Annotated in this window: 16 protein-coding genes and 3 tRNA genes; 16 read left to right on the top strand and 3 right to left on the bottom strand. The window is 64.0% G+C overall.

Annotated features, from left to right (window positions below; genetic code table 11):
* Positions 1-5 precede the first annotated feature (5 nt).
* The 3 genes from AC3QL2_RS02425 to AC3QL2_RS02415 all read left to right on the top strand — a co-directional run bounded on the left by AC3QL2_RS02425 (position 6) and on the right by AC3QL2_RS02415 (position 4,314).
* Positions 6-3,980: a pilus assembly protein gene (locus AC3QL2_RS02425; protein WP_493233692.1), complete on the top strand. Its 3,975-nt coding sequence runs from the start codon at positions 6-8 to the stop codon at positions 3,978-3,980.
* Positions 3,981-4,068: 88 nt separating this feature from the next.
* Positions 4,069-4,144 (top strand) — tRNA-Thr (locus AC3QL2_RS02420).
* 94 nt (positions 4,145-4,238) lie between these two features.
* Positions 4,239-4,314: transfer RNA gene (locus tag AC3QL2_RS02415), tRNA-His, on the top strand.
* A gap of 95 nt (positions 4,315-4,409) precedes the next feature.
* Here the strand turns inward: AC3QL2_RS02415 and AC3QL2_RS02410 are convergent.
* Together AC3QL2_RS02410 and rlmM are read right to left on the bottom strand one after the other, a co-directional pair.
* Entirely contained in the window at positions 4,410-5,864 is a 1,455-nt protein-coding gene (locus tag AC3QL2_RS02410) for a DEAD/DEAH box helicase (protein ID WP_493233691.1), read from the bottom strand.
* Between the two features lie 80 nt (positions 5,865-5,944).
* Entirely contained in the window at positions 5,945-7,027 is a 1,083-nt protein-coding gene (gene rlmM / locus AC3QL2_RS02405) for a 23S rRNA (cytidine(2498)-2'-O)-methyltransferase RlmM (RefSeq protein WP_493233690.1), read from the bottom strand.
* Positions 7,028-7,189: 162 nt separating this feature from the next.
* On the opposite strand from rlmM, the gene AC3QL2_RS02400 reads away from it, so the two are divergent.
* Genes AC3QL2_RS02400 through AC3QL2_RS02390 form a run of 3 tightly spaced genes read left to right on the top strand, consistent with a single transcriptional unit; the run spans position 7,190 to position 11,394 of the window.
* A complete protein-coding gene (locus AC3QL2_RS02400; RefSeq protein ID WP_493233688.1) occupies positions 7,190-8,227 on the top strand; it encodes an NADP(H)-dependent aldo-keto reductase in 1,038 nt (345 codons plus the stop codon).
* Positions 8,228-8,260: 33 nt separating this feature from the next.
* Positions 8,261-9,598 (top strand): HD-GYP domain-containing protein, encoded by a 1,338-nt coding sequence (locus AC3QL2_RS02395; RefSeq protein ID WP_493233687.1) that lies wholly within the window; start codon positions 8,261-8,263, stop codon positions 9,596-9,598.
* Positions 9,595-11,394 (top strand): putative bifunctional diguanylate cyclase/phosphodiesterase, encoded by a 1,800-nt coding sequence (locus AC3QL2_RS02390; protein ID WP_493233685.1) that lies wholly within the window; start codon positions 9,595-9,597, stop codon positions 11,392-11,394. Before AC3QL2_RS02395 ends, AC3QL2_RS02390 begins: the two co-directional genes overlap by 4 nt.
* 15 nt (positions 11,395-11,409) lie before the next feature.
* Here the strand turns inward: AC3QL2_RS02390 and AC3QL2_RS02385 are convergent, their stop codons facing one another.
* Positions 11,410-11,835, bottom strand: coding sequence for a hypothetical protein (locus tag AC3QL2_RS02385; protein WP_493233683.1), 426 nt, complete (start codon positions 11,833-11,835; stop codon positions 11,410-11,412).
* A gap of 148 nt (positions 11,836-11,983) precedes the next feature.
* Between AC3QL2_RS02385 and AC3QL2_RS02380 the strand changes: the two genes are divergently transcribed.
* The 10 genes from AC3QL2_RS02380 (at position 11,984) to AC3QL2_RS02335 (ending at position 25,795) form a co-directional block, all read left to right on the top strand.
* Positions 11,984-13,285, top strand: coding sequence for an extracellular solute-binding protein (locus AC3QL2_RS02380; RefSeq protein ID WP_493233681.1), 1,302 nt, complete (start codon positions 11,984-11,986; stop codon positions 13,283-13,285).
* 17 nt (positions 13,286-13,302) lie between these two features.
* The gene (gene ugpQ, locus AC3QL2_RS02375; RefSeq protein ID WP_493233679.1) at positions 13,303-14,046 is read left to right on the top strand and encodes a glycerophosphodiester phosphodiesterase; all 744 of its coding nucleotides are present in this window, start codon (positions 13,303-13,305) and stop codon (positions 14,044-14,046) included.
* A 75-nt stretch (positions 14,047-14,121) separates the two neighbouring features.
* Complete coding sequence (gene ispB, locus AC3QL2_RS02370) at positions 14,122-15,090, top strand: octaprenyl diphosphate synthase (RefSeq protein WP_481118878.1); 969 nt, start codon at positions 14,122-14,124, stop codon at positions 15,088-15,090.
* A 118-nt stretch (positions 15,091-15,208) separates the two neighbouring features.
* Positions 15,209-15,285 (top strand) — tRNA-Pro (locus tag AC3QL2_RS02365).
* A gap of 355 nt (positions 15,286-15,640) precedes the next feature.
* Complete coding sequence (locus AC3QL2_RS02360; RefSeq protein ID WP_493233677.1) at positions 15,641-19,597, top strand: Pls/PosA family non-ribosomal peptide synthetase; 3,957 nt, start codon at positions 15,641-15,643, stop codon at positions 19,595-19,597.
* Between the two features lie 133 nt (positions 19,598-19,730).
* The gene (locus tag AC3QL2_RS02355; RefSeq protein ID WP_493233676.1) at positions 19,731-21,080 is read left to right on the top strand and encodes a phenylacetate--CoA ligase family protein; all 1,350 of its coding nucleotides are present in this window, start codon (positions 19,731-19,733) and stop codon (positions 21,078-21,080) included.
* A 57-nt stretch (positions 21,081-21,137) separates the two neighbouring features.
* Positions 21,138-22,463, top strand: a complete 1,326-nt coding sequence (locus AC3QL2_RS02350) for an O-acetylhomoserine aminocarboxypropyltransferase/cysteine synthase family protein (protein WP_493233674.1) — start codon at positions 21,138-21,140, stop codon at positions 22,461-22,463.
* Positions 22,460-23,596, top strand: a complete 1,137-nt coding sequence (gene metX, locus AC3QL2_RS02345) for a homoserine O-acetyltransferase MetX (protein WP_493233672.1) — start codon at positions 22,460-22,462, stop codon at positions 23,594-23,596. Before AC3QL2_RS02350 ends, metX begins: the two co-directional genes overlap by 4 nt.
* A gap of 51 nt (positions 23,597-23,647) precedes the next feature.
* Complete coding sequence (locus AC3QL2_RS02340) at positions 23,648-24,058, top strand: hypothetical protein (RefSeq protein ID WP_493233670.1); 411 nt, start codon at positions 23,648-23,650, stop codon at positions 24,056-24,058.
* 267 nt (positions 24,059-24,325) lie between these two features.
* Entirely contained in the window at positions 24,326-25,795 is a 1,470-nt protein-coding gene (locus AC3QL2_RS02335; RefSeq protein WP_493233669.1) for an MBL fold metallo-hydrolase, read from the top strand.
* The last annotated feature ends 101 nt before the right edge of the window (positions 25,796-25,896 follow it).

The following is a 25,896-nucleotide window of genomic DNA, read 5'->3' as shown; positions in this document are numbered from 1 at the left end:
TGGAAATGAAAACGTGGGCTTCTGGCCGGCGTCTTTTTGCGTCGGTTGTTGCAAGCGGATTTATCGCTTGGGTGGGGACTGGCCGTGTATTGGCGGATACGACGCCCCTGGCCGATCAACCGATCCGGGTTTCTGATGTGCCTGCCAACGTGATGCTGGCCCTGTCGGTGGAGTTTCCGACGGCAATTACACGGGCTCACCAGGGCGCGACTTTCGATACCAGTGGAAATACCCTTTATCTGGGATATTTCGATCCGCTGAAGTGCTATTCCTATGTGAAGGACTCTTCGGTCGCGACGGGGAATAACTCCAGTAATGCGGGTTATTTCAAGCCTGCCGACTTTACGACGAAGGCCGCTGCTTATTCCTGTACCGGAAAGGCGGGGCGGTGGAGCGGAAACTTCATGAACTGGGCGACGATGCAGGGCATCGATGCCTTCCGCTGGGCCTTGACGGGGGGCTACCGCAGCGTGGACCTGCCGGTAGCGTTTGCCGATGCGACGTCGGCGCCTTACGGGCTTACGGTGCTCGAGCGCGCCTATGCCTCTCAGCAGGGAAGCTATCTGACCAGTAACTTTCCGGATAGGGTATTGGCAAGCGCAAATCTGGCCGCTTATACCGATACGACGCTGACGAAGGTTTCGGCAACCACGCTTGGTATCCGGAACGGCGGGCGCGGGGTGCAAGTCCGGTTCGGGCCAGTGACTTTGTCCAGCAGCACCTATTATTGGCCTAATGCGACCAAGACAGGGCAAGTTGCGTGGAATACGGAAGACAGTACATGCCTGAAGAACACGACAAATCCCTGTATCGAATTCGACGTGCGTGTCGAGGTTTGTCGTGACGAAAAGGTGAACGGTGTTTCCCTGCTGGAGGCGAATTGCCAGAAGTATACAAGTGGGGATGGTGCGAAGACGGTCTGGAAGCCTGTCGGACTGATACAGCAATACAAGGACAAGATGTATTTTGGCGCCTTCGGATATCTGGGGCTTTTTGCTGCCAATGATGCCGATGCCAATGGCGTGACGAATAGCAGTAAGGATGGTGGCGTTTTACGAGCAAAAATTCAGCCTGTTTCGTCGGAAATTGGGGCGACTGGCAGTTTCTTGAAAGATCCGTACGGCATGAATGCGATCCAGGGCGCCACTTATAGTGGTACGATTAACTACCTGAATCGCTTTGGTCGGGATGCACAAAAATACAAGTACTATGATCCGGTCAGCGAGTTGTATGCGGAGGTGGTAAAGTATTTCAAGGCGCTCCAGCCAACGCCTTCATATATATCTGGACTCAATTCGCAGCTACGTGATTATTTTCCTGTATTTACGACGTGGACTGATCCGGCGATTGATCCAAAATATCCGACCTCGGGCGCGTTGTCCTGCAAGAAGAACTACATCATCGGGATTGGGGATACCAACTCGCAATATGATCTGAACAATCTTTCCGGGGCTGCTTCTCCTGCTCCAGGAGTGGATGCCGACATGGCTGGTGGTACGGCGGTCAGTTGGACGAACAAGGTTGGTGTTCTTGAAGGGCTCGGCGGCAGCTTGGGCACTACCAGGCAGAACCAGTCCGTAAATCCGAGCAACCCTAATGAGAATAGTTACCTCATAGCAGGTATTGCCTACTATGCCCATAGCAGCGACATTCGGAGTGACCTCGCGGGCGTTCAGAACATCACTACCTACTGGATGGATGTCCTGGAGGCCACCATTCCGAACATGAAGAACGACCAGTACTGGCTGGCGACCAAGTATGGCGGTTATAAGAAGTCGGACGGTTCCGTGGGGCCGTTTGATGCGGCCAACGACACCTGGTATGAAAAGAAGGCAGATGGGACTCCAGCGCGTACCTATTCGGACACGCTGAACAACAAGACTGCAAGTCCGTTGCCCACCAATTATTTCCCTGCCAACACCCCTGATGCAATGGTCTCAGGCCTGCAGAGCGCTTTCAAGAGCATCGCTTCGGGTTCAGGGGCCGGTGCAGGTTCGGCCCTGTCTTCTCCGCAACTGAATTTGGCATCGGGTGGAGGAAATTCCTATGTGGGCACCTACGATGCATCTTCTTGGAAAGGGGATGTACTGGCGTCGTCCATCACGTCTTTTGACAGCGGCAGCCAGCCGGTAACTACGACGCTATGGAGTGCGGCGACCAAGCTGAGTACGCTCGCGGCAGGTTCCGGCTGGGATACCGCACGCAAGATCGTGACCCTGGTGGCCAAGGATGAATCCGCGGCGATCACGGCGGCGAATCTGATGGGTGCCACTTTTCGCTTTGCCAGCCTGGGCGTCAAGCAGAAGTTGAATCTGAGCAAAACGTCGGTTGCGCCTACGGGCAATGACGTGGATGGACAGCAGGTGCTGAACTATCTGCGGGGTGACCGGACTTACGAAAGCACGGCGTCGACGACAAAGCTCTATCGCCAAAGAGAAAGCCTCCTGGGGGATATCGTAGATTCGCAGGTCGTTTATGTGGGAGCGCCGAACGAGGGGTATGGCGATGCCTACAATCCGGGCTATTCCCAGTTTGTGAGCAGCAAGCAGGGTCGGACCCCGGTGGTTTATGTCGGAGCAAATGACGGCATGTTGCATGCTTTCGATGCGAGCAGCACCGCCAATGCCGGTAACGAATTGTTTGCTGTCGTGCCGTACGCGCTCTACGCCGGGCCCGATGATGTGCCTGAAACGAGCGGTATTCAGGCGCTTGCGCGGCCGACCTATTCCCACCATTACTACATGAATGCGACGCCCGAGGTTCGCAGCGTTGATTTTTCCCGGTCTGGCGGGAGCGTCCCCACCGATGTTTCAACATTCAATTGGCGTACCTTGCTGGTGGTGGGTGAAGGCAAAGGGGGGCGCAGCTATATCGGAGTGGATGTAACCGACGTCACTGCTGGCATGACGGAAGCTGATGCCGCGGGCAAGGTCCTGTGGGAGTTCTCCCATGCCGACATGGGCTACAGCTTCGGCCAACCGTTGATCGTCAAGACGACCAAATGGGGGTGGGTGGTCTTGCTGACAGGGGGGTATAACAACATTTCCGGTCCCAACGCGGGGCAGGGTGTGTTGTTTGTCGTGAATCCGCAGAACGGGGCGCTGCTGCAGGCGGTTTACACGGGGGTTGGGTCGGCTACCAGTCCGGCTGGTCTGGCACAGATAGCCGGATTCACTCCCAATTATCAGGATTACACCGTCGACTATGTTTACGGGGGGGATTTGAATGGCAATGTATGGCGCTTCGATCTCACCGGTTCTGGATCTATTCCCAGTCCGACCAAGATTGCAACACTGGTGTCACCGGACGGGACCGCTCAGCCTGTGACCGCCATTCCGCGGGTCGAGTATTCGGCAGATGATCTCAAGCGTTACGTTTTCGTTGGCACGGGGCGCCTGCTCGCATCGGAGGATCAACCGAACTCGCAGGTTCAGACGGTCTATGCGATCAGGGATGGCACGCAGAGTACCGCTTATGGTACTGCCGGCAACCAGATGGCGTTTCCTTCGGGCGGGAGTTTTCCGGCGACGCGTTCGTTGATGAGCCAGGCCAGTAATCTGATTGAAGGGGCCAAGCTGACGGAATCGAAACCGATGGGCTGGTTCTACGATCTGACGGGAGCTTCCGGATCAGTGAGGGAGCGGATCATCGTCGGCCTGCAGACTTTTGACGGCGTTTTGAGCTGGACGGGCTCTTTGCTAAATAGTGATCCCTGCAATGTCACAGGTACGTCCCGTACCTATTCGGTGAACTATGGGACGGGTCAGTCGGTTCTCTATACGACTTCGAGTAGCCTCAGCACTCCCGTGCAGTACCTGGAGGGAGGCTCTACCGGCTTGACCGGGATCAGGTTGGTACGTCTCGGCAACAAGATCGTCATCATCGGGACGACCGCGGACGGCAAGATGGTGGTCTTTGAGCAAGCGGTTGCTGAGTCCGGGGATCCCCGGGTTGTCAACTGGCGGATCATTCGTGAGTGACTTGGTGGTGAGTGGTTTGGAAGGCTACGCTACGCAAGTTCCACTTGCGTAGCGTAGCCTTCGTATATATAATTGTCGACTTCTTGGAGCCGCTGTAGCTCAGTCGGTAGAGCAGCGCATTCGTAATGCGAAGGTCACCAGTTCGATTCCGGTCAGCGGCACCATAAGAAACAAGCATTTAGGCCAGCTCATGAGGGTTGGCTTTTTTGCTGGGGTTACATCTCCTCCGGGAGGTGCAAAAAGCCCACTGAATCAGTGGCGGCATTAGCTCAGTTGGTAGAGCACTGGATTGTGATTCCAGGTGTCACCGGTTCGAAACCGGTATGTCGCCCCAAGAATACATGGCAAAAAGCCCTGAGAAATCAGGGCTTTTTGCTTTTTTGCTTTTGGTGGTGGCAATGCTGAAAGCGGCATTGCCACAGAGGGCTGTCAGGCCTTGCGTCCGAGGCCGCCGAGCAGGAAGGCGATGGGGCGTTGGGCCTTGTGGATGTCACGCCCTGCTGCTGCAGGCGCGGAACTGCCTTGCTGAGGCGCGTGCGTCGGGGCTTCATAGGGCTTGCTGAAGTCGAAGCCGTCCGGTGCGATGTGATTCGGCTGGCGGCCGCGCGGAGCGGGGCGTTCTCGCTCGGTAGTGCGCTTGCGACGATCGCCCGCTGAGGCGTTGTCGGGCTGCTGACGGGCCGCCGCCGGCGCAGCGGGTTTGCGGCGACGTGCCGCTTCACCCTCGAAGAAGTCCACTTCAGGCTCGTAGCCGGGAACGACCTCTTGCTGGATCTCGAGTTTGATCAGCTTCTGGATGTCGGCCAGGCGGTGGCGCTCCTCGGCGCTGACCAGGGAGACGGCCTTGCCCTTCTTGCCGGCCCGGCCGGTTCGGCCGATGCGGTGGACGTAGTCTTCCGCTGTATGTGGCAGTTCGAAGTTGATCACCGAGGGCAGGTCTTCAATGTCCAGGCCGCGTGCGGCCACGTCGGTTGCGACCAGCACGCGGATCTTGCCGTTCTTGAAGTTGTCCAGGGTTTCCGTGCGTGCTTGCTGGCTCTTGTCGCCGTGGATGGAGTCCGCGGAGATTTCGTGGCGTTCGAGGAAGTGGGCCAGCCGGCTGCAGGCGAACTTGGTGTCCACGAAAACCAGCACTTGGTTGGACGGATCTTCGTGACGGATCAGATGGGCCAGCAGATTGCGCTTGAGGCCGCTGGAAACCGGGTGGACGACGTGGGTGATCGTCTCGCTGACCATGTTGCGGCGAGCCACTTCGATCAGCTGCGGATTCTTCAGCATCTGGTCGGCGAGCTTCTTGATCTCGTCCGAGAAGGTGGCCGAGAACAGCAGGCTCTGGCGATTGGCCGGCAGCAGCGCAAGGATGCGGCGGATGTCGGGGATGAAGCCCATGTCGAGCATGCGGTCGGCTTCGTCGAGGACCAGGAACTCGACCTGGCCGAGGGCGATGGTCTTCTGCTGGACGTGGTCGAGCAGGCGGCCCGGTGTTGCCACGACGATCTCGATGCCACGGCGCAGTTCCTGGATTTGCGGGTTCATGTCGACGCCGCCATAGATGCAGGTGCTGCGCAGGGGCAGGTGCTTGGAGTACAACTTGACGGACTCGAACACCTGCATCGCCAGTTCGCGCGTCGGCGCCAGGATCAGGGCGCGCACCGGGTGGCGGGCTGGGCTGGTCGAGGTGCTGGCGTGACGGGCCAGGCGGTTCAGCAGCGGCAGCGTGAAGCCTGCGGTCTTGCCCGTGCCGGTCTGGGCTCCGCCCATGACGTCGTGTCCAGCGAGAACGACGGGGATCGCCTGGCGCTGGATCGGGGTGGGTTCGGAGTAGCCGGCGTCGGTGACGGCCTGCAGGATTTCAGGGATGAGCCCGAGTTCGGAAAACGACATGGATGTGGTCACGATGGCGGTGCTGTTTGTTTAGTGCACCGCAGCATTTAAGTAGTCGAACATTATACATCGGAGAGCCGTCAGCGCCGCGTCAGATAGCACGTAACCTCTTCACGGTCGTGGTAAAGGTGTTTGATTCGCAATGTATATTTGATGCCGGCAGGGCGCAGGCGCTGGTCGATGAGGGCGCGGCAGCGTTCCACTTCCTCCTGCCGGCGCTTCATCGGCAGCTTGAGGTTGAAGATCGTGTGCCGGCAGCGTCCGCTGGAGATCCACTCGGCCATCAGCGGCGCAATGCGCGAGGGCTGCTCGACCATGTCGCAGACCATCCACTCCACCGGTTTCTTCGGGCGCCAGGTGAAGCCGTCGGCGCGTTGGTGCGTGATGAGCCCGGTTGCCAGCGCCGACGGCGCGAGGGGGCCGTTGTCGATGGCGGTCACCCGCAGCCCCCGACTAGCCAGCTGCCAGCTCCAGCCGCCGGGCGAGGCGCCCAGGTCGACGGCCTGCAGGCCGGCTCGCAGCGTGGTCTTTTGTTCGTCCGGGGTCAGCAGCGTGAGGATCGCTTCGGCGAGCTTTAGGGTGGAGCGGCTCGGTGCTTCCTTCGGCATGCGCAGGCGCGGAATGCCCATCGGCCACGGCGAGGATTCGCTCGGCAGGCTGAGGCCGAGCCAGGCCTGCCGGTTGCCGACAAGGAAAAGATGCAGGCGCGGCAGGTGCGGCGTGTCGGGGCGCAGCAGGCCGGTTTCGAGCAGCGCGGTCTGCAGCAGGGGGCCGAAGCGCTTCAGGAAGCCCGACTGCTCCTTGCCGTCGTTGGTATCCGGGGTTTCCAACAGCAGATCCGAAAAGCGTTCGCCGAAGGACTCGATGGCTTGCTTCAGGGGCGTCAGCCTGTCGCGCTCGGGCAGATCGGCGACGATGGCCAGAACCTGAAAGGCCTGGCGCGCGAAGATCAGCCGGGAGATGTCCAGGCGGCGCCGCACTTCGTCGTGGGGAGCCGGTGTGTCCAGCGCCAGGTAAACGAAGCCGCTGTTGGCGTGTGCTTCGACCCGGCCGGCGAGGCGGCGGCTCTCCGCCTGGAGTTCCTGGGCGGCATCGGCTTCGAAGCCGGGCCGGCACTGTACGAGAACGCCGAGTGCCGGGTGAGGCTGGTTGACAGACGACATGAAGGGCTGGATGAGTGTCGGAGCAGGATGGATGTGTAGAATTCCGGAATACTCAGGGGCTGCCGCTGCCATTTACCGGCGTGGCGGGCTGGCCGACTGGTGGCGGATGATAACCGATCGTTGCGGCGGAGCCGTCTCTTTGCCGGGTTTGGGAGTGTGTTCATGGACTATCGCAGGCTGGGGAACAGCGACTTGCAGGTGTCGCCCGTATGCCTCGGGACGATGACCTTTGGCCGGCAGAACACCGAGGCGGAAGGGCATGCCCAGCTCGATGCGGCCTTTGCCCGCGGTGTGAATTTCATCGATACCGCCGAGATGTACCCGGTGCCGCCTCAGGCCGAAACCTATGGGGCGACCGAGTCGATCGTCGGTTCGTGGCTGAAGGGGCAGGCCCGCGACAAGGTCGTGCTGGCCACCAAGGTGGCCGGACCGGCGCGCGGGATGGGGTGGATCCGCGGCGGTCCGCAGGCGCTCGATCGGGACAACATCCGGACCGCGCTTGAAGGCAGCCTCCGGCGGCTAGGCACCGATTACGTCGATCTGTACCAGTTGCACTGGCCTGCCCGTAATCAGCCGATGTTCGGGCAATCGCGTTTCGATCCTGCGGCGGAGCGACCGGCGACGCCGATCCGCGAGCAGCTGGAGGTTCTCGGTGGACTGGTCAAGGAGGGCAAGATCCGCTACGTGGGCTTGTCCAACGAACATCCCTGGGGGGTGATGGAGTTCCTGAGGGTTGCCGGTGAACTGGGGCTGCCGCGCGTCGCAACCATCCAGAACGCCTACAGCCTGCTCAATCGCGTCTTCGAGCAGGGGCTGTCGGAGGTGTGCTTCCGCGAGAAGGTCAGCCTGCTGCCGTATTCCGTACTGGCCTTCGGACACCTGACTGGAAAGTACCTGGAAGATCCCGCGGCGTCCGGCCGTATTTCCCTGTTTCCTGGTTTCGGGCAGCGTTACGACAAGCCGAATGTCCGTCCCGCAGTGGCGGCCTATGTCGACCTGGCCCAGCAGCATGGCCTGACGGGGACCGAATTGGCGATCGCCTTCGTGGCCGCCCAGCCGCTGGTGGGCAGTACCATTCTCGGAGCGACATCCGTCGCCCAGCTCGACGCCAACCTGAGGGCTGCCGAATTGAAGCTGCCGGAAGCCGTGCTCACCGGGATCGAGGCCATACACCAGCGGTTCACGAATCCGGCCCCTTGACCAAGAGGGCTTTTGTCGTCCGGGAGAAGTGCATTGAGGGAAATCGTAGCCGCCCGTGACCTTGGTGTCGGCATGTTCGTGGCCGAACTGGATCGTCCCTGGCTCGAGTCGTCGTTCCTGTTGCAGGGCTTCCTGATCGAGGACGAGACGATGCTCGAACAGGTGCGACGGGAGTGCCGCTTCGTGTACGTAGACCGGAGCCGCTCGGTGGGTGATGCCTGGCGCGCCGATCCGCAGGAGCAGCAAGGGCCGGGAGGGCTCCGGCCGGTTCCGGGTGTCCTGCAGGCCGAAGTGGTTTCCCGGCGCCGTCCCCTCGATTTTTTCGCGCTGTTGCGGGCGCTGCGTTCGGGTGGGCTGGAAGGACAGGAGGAAGTACGGCGCGTCGATGCGGCGGCGGGAGCGTATGTCGTCGGAACGGAAACGCCACTCGAGACGGAGATCGCCGCGGCACTGCCGGTCATGGAGCGCGCCACGTGTGTGCTCGAGCAGATCGCGACCGATGTGCAGCGCAGCCTGAATCCTGATCTGGAGCGCGTGCGCAGCGTGGTCGCTGAGATGGTGCTGAGCGTCGCCCGCAATCCGGATGCGCTGCTGTGGCTGGTGCGCCTGAAGCAGATGGATCGCTACAGTTACGACCATTCCCTCGACGTGGCGGCCCACGTGATGATCTTCGGTCGCGCCCTGGGCCTCAGCGAGGATGGCATCGCGACGTTGGGGATGGCGGGCATGCTGCAGGACGTCGGCAAGCTGCGCCTGCCCGCCCGGCTGCTGCAGAAGACTGGTGCCTTGACGGCCATGGAGTACGAGATATTCAAGACCCATGTGGGCTACTCGCGGCAGATCCTGTCCGCGTCGCCCCATGCAAGTCCGCTGATGCTCGATATCGTCGCCAAGCACCATGAGCGCCTGGACGGCAGTGGCTATCCGGCGGGGTTGAGCGGGGCGGCCATTGGTATCATGGGGGAGGTCGCCGGCATCTGCGATATCTATTGTGCGATGACCCGCGAAAGGCCCTATGGGCCGGCGGAAAGCTCGCAGGCCGCCCTCGATGCGGTGCGTGCCCAGCGCGGCAGCCGCTTCTCGGGGAGCCTGGTCGATCAGTTCGTGCAGTGCATTGGCCTCTACCCGGTGGGAATGCTGGTCGAGCTCAACTCCGGCGAGGTTGCCGTCGTCGTCGCCCAGAACCGCATCCGCCGCCTCAAGCCGAAAGTCATGATCCTGCTCGGGCCCGACAAACAGCCGAACGCTTATCCGCAGACGGTGGACCTTCTATACGATCGGCCGGGCGCGGTGGGCGAGCAGTATTTCATCGTGAAGGCTCTGCCGCCGGGGGCTCATGGTGTGGTGCCTTCGGAGTTCTATCTGGCATGAATACGCTGCCCGTGCGCCCCGGAAGCCCCTTTGTATCAACGTTGGACGCAGATGCGTTGGCGCGCCTGCTACTGCGCTACGGTATCGGGCTGTCCGAGCAGGCGGCGATCCGGGCCTTCGGCCGTGTCATCGATCCACCAGCCCTGGCTGCAAGCCTGGCCGCGCGCTTCGCGGGCCTTGCCGAGGACGAAGGTGGCCCTCCGTTGGGGACCTTCTGTGCCGATCTGGCCGGCTTTGCCGAATGGGATTTCTCGCCGGCCTGGCTGCAGGGCCTGGTGGTCCGCTGGCTCGAATGCTATTTCGCCGGTGCGGTGGCCGAGTTTCCGTTCCTGGCGATCGAAGCGCTGCTGGCGGAGTGTCAGGGCGAACTGCTTGGCGAGCGCCATGTGGCCCATCGTCTCGAACTGGACATCCAGGCTGCGCTGGTACGCCTTGGGCTCTGTCTCGGTGGTGTGCTGGCCGAGGCGACCGTCGAGCAGGAGCAGGCTTTCCGAATCAGTGCTGAAGATGGTGACCCCGTGCTTGGCATCCCCAACCGGCGCCGCTTCCTGCTCCTGCTGGAGGAGCATCTGAGGAAGGCCGGCGAGGACTGCATGCTGGGCCTCGTGGTCGTTGCCGCAGAGTGGGGTGGTGCGGCCGATGTGCTGGCACTGGATGAGCAGGACCGCCTGCGCCTGGCCTTGTCCGACGCGATGCGGGCCGTATTGCGCCCGCGGGACGTCCTGTGCGCGTTGGGCAATGCCGAGTGGGCGGTGATCCTTCCCGATCTGCGCGCGGCGGCACAGGTGTCGCTGGCTGCCTACAAGCTGGTGGATGCCTGTGAGGCGGCGCGTGGCAATGTCTTTCCGGCCTTGCGGGGACGCTTTTGTGCGGGGGGCAGCTGGGCACCCGAACAAGCTCGGGATGTACTGGCGCTGGAAAAGGCCGCCCGAATGGCTGTCAACGTGGCCAGGCGTTCAGGTCAGCTCTTCGACGTGTATTGCCCTGACGTGGCGCGCCAGGCCGATGGTGATGCGCGTTTCGAGACCGAAGTGGCGCGGGCTTTCGAAGCGCGTCAGTTCCAGCTCTACCTGCAGCCGCAGGTTGCCTTGCCGTCCCGGCGCCCGGTGGGCGCCGAAGCCCTGCTGCGCTGGACGGACGGGGAAGGGCGGGTGGTGTCGCCTGCCCGGATTCTGCGTGTTCTCGAACGGCTGGGGCTGATGGCCGACCTGTCGCGCTGGGTGATCCAGCAGGCGGCGCAGAGCCTCGCCGCGCTGGAGGCTGCCGCCTGCCCGCTGCGGGTGTCGGCGAATCTGGTGGCGGAGGACCTGAAGGATCCGGAGCTGCCCCTGTTCATCCGCCAGACCTGCGAGACCTGGCGGATCGACCCGTCGAAGCTGTGCTTCGAATTGACCGAGGGCGGGTTGGTGTCGAGCGAAGGCATGTCCGTGCGTACGCTGGAGGCGCTGAAGGTGGCCGGCGGGCGTGTGGCGCTGGATGATTTCGGAACCGGCTATTCGTCCATGGACTATCTGCGCCGTCTGCCGGTGGACGAACTGAAGATCGACAAGTCCTTCGTCGAGCGCATCGTCGAGTCGACGAGCGATCGCGCCATCGTGGAGCTGATGATCCGCATTGCGCACGCCTTCGGCCTGGAGGTAGTGGCGGAAGGCGTCGAGGACGCCGAAACGGAAGGCATGCTGGCCGGCATGGGCTGCGACTGTGCGCAGGGCTATCTTTATGCGCCAGCCATGGCGGTGGATGCGTTCATCGACTGGTGGCGCGGCCTGCCCGGGCAAGATACTGCCGCCGGATAGGCCGCGCCGACGCCGTCATTCGCTGGAGCGGCGACGTTTGCGCGGCGTTTCTTCAGCCGCGTCGGCCTTGGCGGTGTCCTCGCTGTCCTTGCTGTCGTCCTGTGTTTCGGCTTCCGCCTTCTTGGCCTTGGCTGGCTTGGCTCCGGGCGGTGGGGGCGGAGGAAGCTGCGGTGCGACCTCACCGATCTTGTTCTCCGCCATGTAGTCGTTCATTTCCTTCCAGCCGGCAAACACTGAGGCCTTGGATGCGCCCTGGTTGAGCGTGAAGCAGTCTTCGATGGCGCGCCCCGCGTGCCGGCAGGCGCTGCCGATCGCCTTGCCTTCGGCCTCGGTCTGGGCGGCGGCCTTGCTCGGGTCGGGGATGCCCAGGCGTTCGCAGCCGCCGAGCAGGGCGGCGGCTGCGATAATCGGAAACGTGAGGCGCAGGGAGAGTCTCGTCATGGCTCGCGGGTCGCGTTGCATTGACCCGTAAACGGCCCCTGCGCGGGGGACTTGAACGTCTTGTCACGAATCCGGGCGGGCGGAGCAGGGCGCTTCTTACTATAATCAGCGCCTGATTCGCGTCTTCCTGTCGATGGACCCCTTCCCCATGAATATCTTCAGTCGTACCGCCCTGCTGGCGGCTTTCGGCGCTGTGTGCGTCTCCCCGGTCATGGCCGCTGCCAAATCGCAGCCGGCCGCCAAACCCCAGGCCTCCCGTGTCACGCCGGCGGATGCCGCCGTGAAAGAAGTCGAGTTGGTGCACAGCCTGGGCGCCGACAAGGGCGAGCAGCTGCAGAAACTGGTCGATCGCTACAACGCGACCAATCCGGCCGTCAAGGTGGTGGTGCGTGAGCGCCGCTGGAACGACGGTGCGTTGCCGGACATGATGATCCTTGGCGAGCGGGATCTGCCGGGCTTCTTGAGCGGTGCGCCGCGCTACCGTCCGCTCCACCAGGTCATGAAGGATGCCGGTGAGCACCTCGACACCCTGCGCGCGCCGGCGATGATGACGCCGACGCCGCTCGACGGCGCCAATCGCCTGGTTGCCCTGCCGGTCGGTCTGTCGACCCCGGTGATGTTCTACAACAAGCAGGCCTTCCGCGATGCGGGTGTCGATCCGGATAACGCGCCGAAGACCTGGCAGGCCCTGCAGAAGACCCTCGGCCAGCTGGTTGCGCACGGAGCCACCTGTCCTTACACCACCGCCCAGCCGGCCTGGATCCTGGTCGAGAACATGAGCGCCTGGCACAACGAGCCGGTTGTCTCCGAAGGCAAGAAGGCCAGCCTGACCATCAACGGGATGCTCGAGGTCAAGCACGTCGCGATGCTGTCTTCCTGGGTCAAGGCCCGCTACCTGCACCTCTTCGGCCGCGACGACGAAGCCACCGAGCGCTTCGCTAAGGGCGAGTGCGCGGTGCTTACCGCGCCTTCCGCCGCCTTCCCGACCCTGCAGCGTCAGGCCGGCTTCGAGGTTGGCGTGGCGACGCTGCCGTACCATGAAGACTATTACGGTGCGCCGCAGAACACCCTTGCCGACGGTCCGGCAATGTGGATCGGCGCGGGCAAGAAGCCGGCCGAGTACAAGGCCATCGCCCGTTTCGTAAGCTTCTGGCTGAGCAGCGAGAGCCAGGTGGAATGGCAGCGCACCGCGGGTTACCTGCCCCTCAACCGGGCCGGCCTGCTGGCTTCTGAAAGCCGCCTGCTGGCGGATGACCTGGCCGCTATCCGCATCGGCGTGCAGCAGCTGACCCACAAGCCGGTGAGCTCCGTGTCCCGGGCGAGCAGCTACCCGCAGCGCGCCGCGGTCCGTCGCATCATCGAGGAAGAGCTGGAGTCCGTCTGGGACGATCGCAAGCCGTCCAAGTTGGCCCTCGACAATGCGGTGACCCGCTCGCGCGCGCTGGACTGATCGAGGCTCGGGCGACTATGACCGGCTGGGCGTGGCCTGAGCTGCTGGTGCACCGCTGTGGCGGTGCGCTGGCGCCGGAAAACACCCTGGCCGGCCTCGAGATCGCCGCCCGGCTCGGTTGCCGGGCAGTAGAATTCGATGTGATGCTGTCCGCGGATGGCCAGCCCTTCCTGATTCACGACGAAACCTTGGAGCGCACCGCCGGTGTCCCGGGGCAGGTTGCCCAACTGAGCGCGGCGGAGTTGGCGGCCGTCGATGTTGGTCGTCGCTTCCATCCGGCCTTCGCCGGCGAGACGATTCCCACCTTTGCCGCGGCCCTCGAAAGCTGCCGGCGCCTCGGGCTGGCTACCAACGTGGAAATCAAGCCGGCTGTCGGCCATGACAGGCAGACCGGGCAGGTCGTCGGGCGTGCGCTGCGTGCCGCCGGCGCAACTGGCCAGCAGGTTCTGCTGTCGTCCTTTTCCATTGAAGCGCTCGAAGCCGCCATCGAGGAAGCTCCCGACCTTCCGCGGGCCTTGCTGGCGGAGTGTCTTACGCAGGCTACCGTCGATACCGCGCGGCAACTGTCCTGCGTTGCGCTTAATCTGTCACGCAACGGGTTGACCGAGGAAGATGTCACCGCCGTATGCGAGGCGGGTTTGGCGGTAATGGTCTATACGGTGAACTCCCGCGCGGAAGCTCGGCGCCTGTTGGATTGGGGTGTTTCCGGCGTGTTTTCCGACCGTCCCGATCGCTTGTCCGCCCCCGTGACGGAGTCGTGAATTACTTGACCGGAGCGGCTTGACGCCATCGCGGTCGGCCCCTACCATCGCGTTTTTCCTATCCTGGGCATGGTCTTGTCTCTCACGCAGCTTTACGCGCCGATCGCCGAAGACATGAAGGCGCTTGACGCCGTCATTAGGGAACGCCTCTACTCCGACGTGGTCCTCATCCGCCAGGTGGCCGAGTACATCATCGGCAGTGGCGGCAAGAGACTGCGTCCGGCCATGGTCTTGTTCACCGCTGGCGCGGCCGGTTATCAGGGTAGCTACCATCGTGAATTGGCGGCGGTCGTGGAATTCATTCACACCGCGACGCTCCTGCACGATGATGTGGTCGACGAGTCCGAATTGCGCCGTGGCAACAAGACGGCCAATGCCTTGTTCGGAAATGCGGCTTCTGTGCTGGTCGGGGATTTCCTTTATTCCCGCGCTTTCCAGATGATGGTCGGCACCGACAACATGAAGGTGATGCGCGTTCTCGCGGACGCCACCAACGTGATTGCCGAAGGCGAAGTCCTGCAATTGCTCAATTGCCACAACGCCGACGTCGCAGTGGACGATTACCTGCGCGTGATCCGTTACAAGACGGCCAAGCTATTTGAAGCGGCGGCTCGGCTCGGCGGTATTCTGGGTGGCGTCGGACAGGAACTCGAGGACAGCCTTGCTGCCTTCGGCATGCATATCGGTACGGCTTTCCAATTGATCGACGACGTGCTGGATTATTCCGGCGAAGAAGCGGATACCGGCAAGCATATTGGCGACGACCTCGCCGAAGGCAAGCCGACCCTGCCGCTGATCCACGTCATGCAGCACGGCACGTCCGAGCAGGCGGCCTGTGTACGCAAGGCCATCGAGACCGGCGGACGGGACGACTTCGCAGCGGTGCTGAGTGCCATTCGTGAATCCGGTGCGATCGAAGCCACCCGTAAGGTGGCTGAAGAAGAGGCCAAGCTCGCGCTTAATGCACTTAATCAACTTCCCTCTTCCATTTTTAAGGAATCGTTGGTAGAATTGTCGTCCTTCGCAGTTGCACGGAAATACTGAGCTTCGGCAGATTTAAAAAGTATTTAAAAAATACTTTACAAAGTCGAAATTAAGTGTAAAATGAACGTCTTCTGTTTTAGGGAATTAGCAAAGCAGCGCTAATTCAGCAGTAAAGCGTCGGGGAATAGCTCAGCCTGGTAGAGCACTGCGTTCGGGACGCAGGGGCCGGAGGTTCGAATCCTCTTTCCCCGACCACCAATTCAAGTGCAAATAGAAATTTTATTTGCACTCAAATGAAAATGGAGCAAAGTCAAAATCGACTTTGCTCCATTTTCATTTCCACTGCCGAAATCGGCAAATACGGCTTACTGGCGATGCTATCGATGCCCGCTTCCCGCTGTTCCCTCCTGTCACTGTCTGTACGGGCATCCGGTCAGTCAGTTGCAAGGGGGTTCTGCTATAAGCATGTGTCGTTTTTCCTGGCACAACGCCTGCCGCATCCACATCCCGTGATTCCCTGCCGCAGTTGGAGCCCGAGCGCTTCCACTGCGCGTTGCCACGTCCGCCTTGCGGAACGTGGGCAGGGGGTGACCGACTCTGCTGATCTCCGATGATTGTCAAAGGCCCCCTCCGACCGGATTTCCTCGCTGAAGAAACCCTGGCGGACCTTTTCGAGGCGACCGCGCGTCGCCATCCCGAGCATCCGGCCCTGATCTGGGGAACGGAGTGCCTGTCCTACCGTGTGCTCGACGCGCGCGCGGACCTGATGGCGCATCACCTCATCGAGGCCGGTGTGAAGCCCGGCGACATTGTCGGCCTGTGGCTGCCCAGAGGTGTCGAACTGCTGGTGGCCCAGCTGGCCATTGCCAAGACCGGTGCCGCCTGGCTGCCCTTCGACGCGGATGCGCCGGCCGAACGGGTTGCCGTGTGCCTGAAGGACGCGCAGGGCGCAGGGCTGATCACGCAGCGGGAACGTCCCACGATCGAATGTCCGGCGTGGTCGCCGGCGGAGCTGTTGCGTGATGCCCTGTCGCCCTTGCGTCGCCGGAGCGGCGCGAGCCCGGACGATCCGGCCTACGTGATTTACACCTCGGGTTCGACGGGTGTGCCGAAGGGCGTGCCGATCAGCCAGCGGGCGATCTGCCATTTCCTGCGCAGCGAGAACGAGGTGCTCGGCATTCGCGGCGATGACCGGATCTACCAGGGTTTCTCGGTCGCCTTCGACATGTCCTTCGAGGAGATCTGGATCGCCTATCTGGTCGGCGCCAGCCTGTGGATCGCGCCGCAGGAGATCACCGCCGATCCGGATGCCTTGCCGAAGGCGCTGCAGGATCATGGCATCACCGTGCTGCATGCGGTGCCGACGCTGCTCGCGCTTTTTGCGACCGATGTGCCCGGTCTGCGGCTCATCAATCTGGGCGGCGAGGCCTGCCCGCAGTCGGTGGCCGACCGCTGGGCGACGCCATCGCGGCAGGTTTTCAACACCTATGGCCCGACGGAGGCCACCGTTTCGGCCAGCATCACGGCGCTGACGCCGGGCGAGGCGGTGACCATCGGCCGCCCGCTGCCCAACTATGGCCTGCTCGTCGTCGATGCCGACATGAAGCTGCTGCCCGCTGGCGAAACCGGCGAGCTGTGCATTTTCGGACCGGGGGTTGCCGCTGGCTACCTGGGACGGCCCGAGCTGACCAGCGAGAAATTCCGGCCCAATCCGTGGGCGGAGCATCCCCATGAGGCAAGCCTTTACCGCACCGGCGACCTAGCCCGCATCGACGGGGAGGGCCGCGTGGCGTGCCTGGGGCGGGCCGACGACCAGGTCAAGGTGCGCGGCTTCCGCGTCGAGCTGGGTGAGATCGAGGCGGCGCTGACCCGCCGGCTCGTCAACGCGACGGCGGCAGTGGTGCTCAAGCCGGTCGGCGACCTCGAACAACTGGTTGCCTACATCATGGCGGCGGAGAGTGGGCGGCTGGATGTGGCTGGCCTGCGCGCCCATCTGCGCGAGACCTTGCCGTCCTACATGGTGCCGAGCCACTTCGAGCTGATCGAGACGATCCCGCGCCTGACCTCGGGCAAGATCGACCGCAAGGTCTTGCGCGCGATGCCGATGAGCGCGCCGATCATCGCGACGGAGTCGGACGAGCCGGCCACCGAGGCGGAGGTTGCGCTGTTTGCCGGTCTGGCCCGCTTCTTCCCGGGGTTGTCGATCCGTCGGGACAGTGACTTTTTCAACGATCTCGGCGGCCACTCCCTGCTGGCCGCGCGCCTGGTTTCTTCGCTGCGAACGGATCCGCGTTTCACCGGCATGACCGTCCGCGACGTGTATTGCCAGCGTCGCGTCCAGGACATTGCGGCAGCGATGGAGGAGGGCGCCCGCCGCCACTCGGCCGTCACTTCGCGCCCCTTCGTGCAGGTGCCGCCGCTGCGGCGCTTCCTGTGCGGCCTCGCGCAGGCGGTGACGCTGCCCTTCATGATCGGCCTGCACATCCTCAACTGGCTGGCGCCGTTCTTCACCTACCACTTCTTCACCGGCGATCCGGGAGACAGCGTGTGGCGTGCGATGGGCGCGTCGATGCTGGTCTTCCTCGGCACCTACCTCGTCACCTTCGGCGTGGCGGTTGTCGGCAGCCGGATCCTGCTGGTCGGTATCCGCCCAGGGCGTTATCCGCTGTGGGGTGCGACCTATTTCCGATGGTGGCTGGCTGACCGTCTGCAGCAGACCGCGCCGGCCTATCTGCTGTCGGGCTCTTCCCTGTATTGCGGCTATCTGCGGGCCCTGGGCGCGCGCATCGGCGAGGACGTGGTGATCGGCTCGGTGACGATCCGCCAGCCGTGGCTGCTGTCCGTCGGCGATGGCGCCAGCATCGGCTCCCAGGTCAACCTGGAGAACGTGCGGGTCGAGGGTGGGGAGCTGATCGTCGGCGCCATCGACATCGGCGCGGAGAGCAATGTCGGCTCCTACGTGGTGCTGGAGGACGACACGACGATCGCGCCCCACGGGCGCATCGAAGGCCTGGCGGCCTTGCCGCGGGGCGGACGGATCGGCGAGCGGGAAGTGTGGGACGGTTCGCCGGCTCGTTACGTGCGCCACCTGACGGATAAGGAAAGGCTGGTTCGGCCCCCGGTCAGTGCCCTGCGCCGGAAGCTGGAAGCGGTCTTCTTCGGGCTGGGCGCCGCCATGACGGCCTTGCTGTTCTTCCTGCCGATCTTCCCGACCTTTGTGCTGATCGACGCGCTCGACGACGGCGCCTTCGATCCGTCGGCCGCCGGTGCCCACAGCTATCTGTGGGCCGTCATGCGCTATACGGTGCTGGCGCTGCCGGCCAGTAGCGTGCTGGTCATCGGCACCGCGCTGATCGCCGCCGCCATCCGCTGGCTGGTGCTGCCGCGCCTGCTGCCGGGCACCTGGCCCGTGCACAGCAACGTGTATTGCCGCAAGTGGCTGGCCAACCAGATCCAGGTGGCCAGCCTCAATGTGCTGCACGGGGTGTACGCGACGATCTACGCGCCGGTGTGGTATCGCCTGCTCGGCGCCAAGATCGGCCGCGACGCGGAAATCTCCACCGCGATGGGCATCGTGCCGGACATGCTGACCCTCGGCGACGAGGCCTTCATCGCTGACGCGGTGATGCTCGGCGACGAGAAGATCGACGCCGGCTGGATGTCGGTGGACAACACGGTGATCGGCCAGCGCAGCTTCGTCGGCAACGGCGCCTACGTGCCGGACGGCACGACGCTGCCGCCGGGCGTGCTGCTCGGCGTGCAGTCGAAGGCGCCCGCCACCGAGCGGATGGCCTCCGGCCAGACCTGGCTCGGCTCACCGGCGCTGGAGCTGCCGTCCCGCGAGGAGGTGATGGGTTTCCCGGATTCGCTGACCTTCCGCCCGTCCATCTGGCGGCGCATCGGCCGCGGCATCGTCGAGGCGGCACGCATCCTGATTCCCTTGTCGCTGATCATCGGCGTCGGCTACGTGATCGTGCTGGCCGCCATGCCGGCCGCCGCCGACGAGAACTGGTTCAAGTTGTCCTGGCAGCTGACGCTGGCGGGCATCTGCTACGGCATCGGCGGCTTTCTGCTGGTGGTGGTGCTCAAGTGGCTGCTGATCGGCCGCTACCGGCCGCGGGCGATCCCCATGTGGACGCCCTTCGTGTGGGTCAGCGAGGCGGTCACCAGCGTCTATGAGTCCATCGCTGTGCCCAACTTCCTCGAATACCTGCGCGGCACGCCGATGCTGCCGGTGGTCCTGCGCCTGATAGGCGTGCACACCGGGCGCGGCGTGTATATGGATACCACCGACATCACCGAGTTCGACTGCGTGACGATCGGCGACCAGGCCGAGCTGAACGCCTGGTCGGGGCCGCAGACCCACCTGTTCGAAGACCGCATCATGAAGATCGGCCGCATCGACATCGGCGCGCAGGTGACGGTCGGCGTACGCGGCACCGTGCTGTACGACAGCCGGATCGGCGACGGCGTGCGCCTCGGGCCGCTGACCCTGGTCATGAAGGGCGAAAGCCTGCCGGCCCAGACGGCGTGGAGCGGCTCGCCGGCCCAGCCCTGGCAGGGCTGAAAAACGGGCGATTTCGGTACTGCAACTGAAAAGCTATTCGGCATGCAGCTGCTAAGCTCATAAGAATTGCTTGGTTGGGCCCCCGGAGGGGCGGGACTAGAGTCGGGCCTTCGAGTATTCGTTGGTCCGTATCATGTCCCGCCTCTCCGCGCCTGCCCCAAACCATCGCCCCTTCTGGGACGAAGCCCTCGAAACCCAGTCCCGCGCCGACTGGGATGCCCTGAAGCTGCAGCTGCTGCAGAAGCACCTGCACCACGCCTATTACAACTCCCCGTTCTACCGGGCCAGTTTCGACGCGGCCGGCGTGCATCCGGAAGAGGTGCGCAGTCTCGACGACATCCGCCGCTTCCCCTTCATCAACAAGCAGACCCTGCGGGAACGTCAGCTGGCACTGCCGCCCTTCGGCGATCTGGTGGCGGTGCCTGAGCGGGACATCGTCTACATCTCCGCATCCAGCGGCTCGACCGGCGTGCCGACGGCCTCGCCCTTCAGCGCCACTGACTTCGATGAGTGGATCGACTACGAGGCGCGCCAGTTCTGGTCTTCCGGGCTGCGTCCGGAAGACCGCTACGCCCATTCCCTGAACTTTTCCCTGTTCGTCGGAGGCCCCTGCGTGCTCGGTGCGCAGAAGCTCGGTGCCTTGTCGATCCACGCTGGCACCGTGCCGTCCGAGCGCCTGCTGGCCATCCTGCGCCAGTTCCAGGTGACGGCCATCTGGACCACGCCGTCTTACGCCTGGTACCTCGGCGAGACGGCGATCAAGGAAGGCATCGACCTGCGCAAGGACCTCGCCGTACGGCGCATCTTCGTGGCCGGCGAACCCGGCGGCTCGATCCCGGAAACCCGCCAGCGCATCGAGGATCTGTGGGGCGCGTCGGTGTATGACTACTACGGACTATCGGACATCTTCGGCTCCTGCGCCGGCATGTGCGAGGAGAAGGACGGCCTGCACTGGGCCGAGGACCACATCCTCGTCGAGGTGCTGCACCCGGAGACCAACGAGCCGGTGGAAGAGGGCGGCCGCGGCGAACTGGTGCTGACCACGCTGAAGAAGAGCGCCCGCCCGATGATCCGCTTCCGCACTGGTGACATCGTGTCCTTCACGTCCGAGCCCTGCGGCTGCGGCCGCACGTCGATCCGTCTGCAGGGCGTGCATGGGCGCCTGGACGACATGCTGATCATCAAGGGCGCCAACCTCTTCCCCAGCGACGTGGAGGCCATCGCCCGCCGCGACCACAACCTGACTGGCGAATACCGGCTGATCGTCGAGCGGGAAAACCACCTGGACCGCCTCACCGTGGAGCTGGAGCGCAGCGCCGCATTTACCGGCAGCAACGAGGAACTGGCCCACCACTTCGGGCGCCAGCTCAAGTCGATCACCGGCGTCAGCGCGGTGGTGACCATCCTGCCGCCCGACACCTTGCCCCGCGCCACCCACAAGGCCAAGCGCGTCGAGGACCGCCGCAGCGGCGTGTGGGCCTGAGCAGGCCGGCATAGGCAACGACAACAGACCGATACAGATAGACCAAGGAGCGCTTCCATGACCGACCGCAAAGCCGCCTACCGCTTCGAAACCTTGCAGGTCCATGCCGGCCAGCAGCCGGCGCCGGGCACCAATGCCCGCGCCGTGCCGATCTACCAGACCACGTCCTACACCTTCAATGACGCCGACCACGGCGCGCGCCTGTTCGCGCTGAAGGAGTTCGGCAACATCTACACCCGCATCATGAACCCCACCACCGACGTCTTCGAACAGCGCATCGCCGCGCTCGAAGGGGGCGTCGCCGCGGTGGCCACCAGCTCCGGCCAGGCCGCCCAGTTCCTGGCCATCACCACCATCGCCCAGGCCGGCGACAACATCGTGTCCACCAGCTATGTGTATGGCGGCACCTACAACCAGTTCAAGGTCACGCTGCCGCGCCTCGGCATCGACGTGAAGTTCGTCGAGGGCGACGACCCGGAGGATTTCCGCCGCGCCATCGACGCCAACACCAAGGCCTTGTACGTGGAGACCATCGGCAACCCGCGCTTCAACATCCCCGATTTCGAGGCGCTGGCGCAGATCGCCAACGCGGCCGGCATTCCGCTGATCGTCGACAACACCTTCGGCGCCGGTGGCTACATCGCCCGGCCGATCGACCACGGCGCGGACATCGTCGTCGAGTCGGCCACCAAGTGGATCGGTGGCCATGGCACGTCCATCGGCGGGGTGATCGTCGATTCCGGCAAGTTCGACTGGGGCAACGGCAAGTTCCCGCTGTTCACCGAGCCGGCGCCGGGCTACCATGGCCTCAACTTCTGGGAGGTCTTCGGCAGCGGCGGCCCCTTCGGCAACATCGCCTTCGCGATCCGTGCCCGCGTCGAAGGCCTGCGCGACATCGGCCCGAGCCTGTCGCCGTTCAACGCCTTCCAGCTGCTGCAGGGCGTCGAGACCCTGTCCCTGCGCGTGCAGCGCCACCTGGAGAACACCCTCGAACTGGCCCGCTGGCTGAAGGCCCATCCGCAGGTGGCGTGGGTCGAATACAACGGCTTGGAAGACAGCCCTTATCACGAACTGGCCAAGAAGTACCTGCGAAACGGCTTCGGTGCGGTGCTCAACTTCGGCATCAAGGGCGGCGCCAACGCGGCGCGGACCTTCATCGACAACGTGGAACTGGCCAGCCATCTGGCCAACGTCGGCGACGCCAAGACGCTGGTCATCCACCCGGCGTCGACCACCCACCAGCAGCTGTCGGAGGCCGAGCAGAAGAGCGCCGGCGTGCGGCCGGATCTGGTGCGCGTGTCGGTGGGCATCGAGCACATCGAGGACATCAAGGCCGACTTCGACCACGCCTTGCGCCGGGCTGGGCTGGAAGCGGCGGCATGAGCGCTGTGCGCCTGTCCGACCAGACCCGCCTGTTCCAGATGGGTGGTGACTTCGCGCTGGAGTCGGGCGACAGCCTGCCCGGCGCGCAGATCGCCTTCCGGACCTGGGGCCAGCTGTCGGCACGGGCCGACAACGCGGTGATTGTCTGCCACGCCTTGACTGGCTCGGCAGATGCCGATGACTGGTGGGCGCCGCTGTTCGGCAAGGGCAGGGCGCTTGACCCGAGCAGCCAGTTCATCGTCTGCAGCAATGTGCTGGGCGGCTGCTACGGCAGCACCGGGCCGACGACGCCGGCACCGGACGGGCGGCCGTGGGGGGCGCGTTTCCCGCGCCTCACCATTCGCGACCAGGTGCGGGCGCAGATCGCGCTGGCCGACGCCCTCGGCATCCGCCGAGTCCGCTTCGTGATCGGTGGGTCGATGGGCGGCCTGCAGGCGCTGGAGTGGGCGCTGCTCGATCCGCAGCGGGTTGGCGCGGTGGTGACGATCGCCGCGTCGGCGGCCCATTCGCCCTGGTGCGTGGCGTGGAGCGAAGCCCAGCGCCTGGCGCTGGCTGCCGATCCGAAGTACCGCAACGGCCACTACGATCCGTCCGATCCGCCGCTGGCGGGCCTCGCTGCGGCGCGGGCGATGGCGATGGTCGGCTACCGCAGCCCGGCATCGCTGGGCCGGCGCTTCGGGCGCAGCGCGGCCGAGGAGATCTTCGGCGCGCGGGCCGCCGATCCGGATGCGCTGGCCGTGCAGGGCTGGGTGCGCCATCACGCCGATAGTCTGACCCGCCGCTTCGACGCGCACAGCTACCGGGTGCTCCTCGACGCGATGGACACCCACGACATCGGGCGCGGACGGGGCGGCTGCCGGCTGGCGCTGGAGCAGATCCGCCAGCCGGTGCTGGTCGGTTCGGTGCCGTCGGACGCGCTCTACGTGCTGGAGGATCAACTTGCTCTTGTCCGCCAACTGGTGCGGGCCAGCCTGATCGCCATCGATTCCGAGCATGGGCATGACGGCTTCCTGATCGATGCCGGCCGCTTCGAGCCCGCGATCCGGCGCTTTCTGGCCGAATTCCACACTGGCGATGTGCATTCCTTGCTTACAACTAGCTGCGCGCCGAGTCATATTTCGTACATACATTAGGACGAAAATGCACGCCCCGGCTGGTCCGGCTGTATTACTGGAAAGATCGACATGAGCAATTCCCCCGTTCCCCGCCGCGCCAACGCGGCAACGCCTCCCCAGGTCGGCAACGCTGTGTTGCGCAGTGCGCTGCTCGGAAACCTGCACGATGCCGGTGTGGCGATCGTCCGCTGTGCCGCCGGGCGGGACCGGGAATCCCTGTTCGCCTCGCCGTCCCTGCACGAGAAGATCGTCGAGTGCCTGGAGGTGATGCGCGTCAGCGCCCGCGACATGCCGGAGGCGGACAAGGAGGAGATGGAGCACGTCGACTGGCACGCTTGGGAGACCCTCAACACTGCTGCTATCGGATCCCCGCGGCAGGGCCGCGAGCGCCTGTGGCAGATCATCACCGACCTGGTGCCGACGACCCTCGTCGAGGTTCGCCGCTACCGCCGCGCCTTGCCGGGCTGGTTCGAGATCTGATTTCCGGCCTCCGGTGCCGCTGCCCGGAATTCCCCATTGCCTGCTGTAATTCCACCACGGGCTGCTGGATGCGAAACATCCGGCAGCCCGTGGCCCTTTCTGCCCCAGCTTGCACGCAGCTTGCAGAGCGGCCCGAAAACCCCTGAAGAAACAAAGCCTCGCCGTGCCCCTCCCGGCCAGGGATCTGAGCTGGGTATGCTTCTTGCCGAAGCCTGAACATCATTCACTCGATAAGGCCCGTTCGCGGGCCCATGTTCAGGGGGTTTCATGCGCAAGGTCGTACTTCCCGTCATCGGTGTTACCGCAGCCCTGTCTCTCGCCGCCAGCATGCCGGTGGCGGCACAAAGCCTGGAAGGCGCCGTCAAGGCCCTGAACGCGGCGGACACTCATTCCCTGTCCCTCACCGGGACCGGCCAGTGGTTCCAGTTCGGCCAGGCGCCGAACCCCACGCTGGCTTGGCCGCGTTTCGACGTCAGCCGCTACGCCGCCGATTTCAACTACGACAGCGCCAGCGCGCGGGTGCAGATCACCCGCAGCCAGACCATCGAGCCGGGCCGCCTGCGCCCGGCGCCCGTCGAGCAGAAGGTCGACCAGTACGTCAGCGGGGCCCACGCCTGGAACCTGCCCACCGGCAATGCCGCCAGTCCGGCGCCGACGTCGCAGCCCACCGCGCTCGCCGAGCGGCTGGCCGAGATCTGGTCCACGCCGCAGGGCTTCCTGCGCGCGGCGCAGGCCAACAACGCCAGGAGCGTGGTCAAGGCCGGCGAGGCCGAGGTGAGCTTCACCGTCGACGGGCACTACCGCTTCGTTGGCATCATCAACGCCGCCAACCAGGTGGTGAAGGTGCGCACCTGGATCGACAACCCGGTGCTCGGCGACACCCTCGTCGAGACCCGCTTCTTCGGCTACCGCAACTTCGGCAACCTGTACTTTCCGTCGCAGATCGAGCGCGTGCAGGGCGGTTACCCGGTGCTCGACCTGCAGATCAGCGACGTGAAGGCCAACCCGGCCGTCGACCTGCCGGTGCCGGCCGAGGTGGTGAACGCCAAGCCCACCGCCTCGACGGTGACGGTCACCAAGCTCGCCGAAGGCGTGCTGTACCTGACCGGCGGCACCCACCACAGCGTGGCCATCGAGCAGAAGGATCACGTGGTCGTCGTCGAGGCACCACTCAACGAGGAGCGCTCCCAGGCAGTGATCGCCAAGGTCAAGGAAGCCATCCCCGGCAAGCCGATCAGGTTTCTGGTCAACACCCACGCCCACTTCGACCACTCCGGTGGCCTGCGCACCTTCGTCAATGAAGGCGCGACCATCGTCACGCCGGCGGCCAACGTGGCCTATTACCGCAAGATCTGGGGGACGCAGCGCAGCATCAATCCGGACAGCCTGGCCAAGTCCCATAAGAACGCCCAGTTCGCTGCCGTGGAGGGCAAGCGCGTGCTGACCGACGGCAAGCGCCGCATCGAGATCCACAGCATCGCCGGCAGTGGCCACAGCGACGCTTTCGCACTGATCTACCTGCCCGCCGAGAAGATCCTCATCGAGGCCGACGCCTACACGCCGACGGCCGCCAACGTGCCGCCGCCAACCAGTCTCAACCCGTACTCGGTGAATCTCTACGACAACATCCGCAAGCTCGGGCTCGACGTGGAGCAGATCGCTGCGCTGCACGGCCCGCGCGTCGTCACGCTGAACGATCTGCGCACCGCCATCGGCCAGGCCAGCGCGTCCCGCTGAGCCCCATCCACTGCGTTTCCTGCTGCGGCAAATCCCTGATTAGGAATTCACTGCGGCAGGAATAAGCAAACGAATTTTTCTTGGTTCGCCATTCGAATCTT

The organism is Zoogloea sp. GW822-FHT05C07, assembly GCF_058800215.1.
Note: the sequence above shows the minus strand (reverse complement) of the source record. Positions and strands in the feature narration are given on the sequence as shown.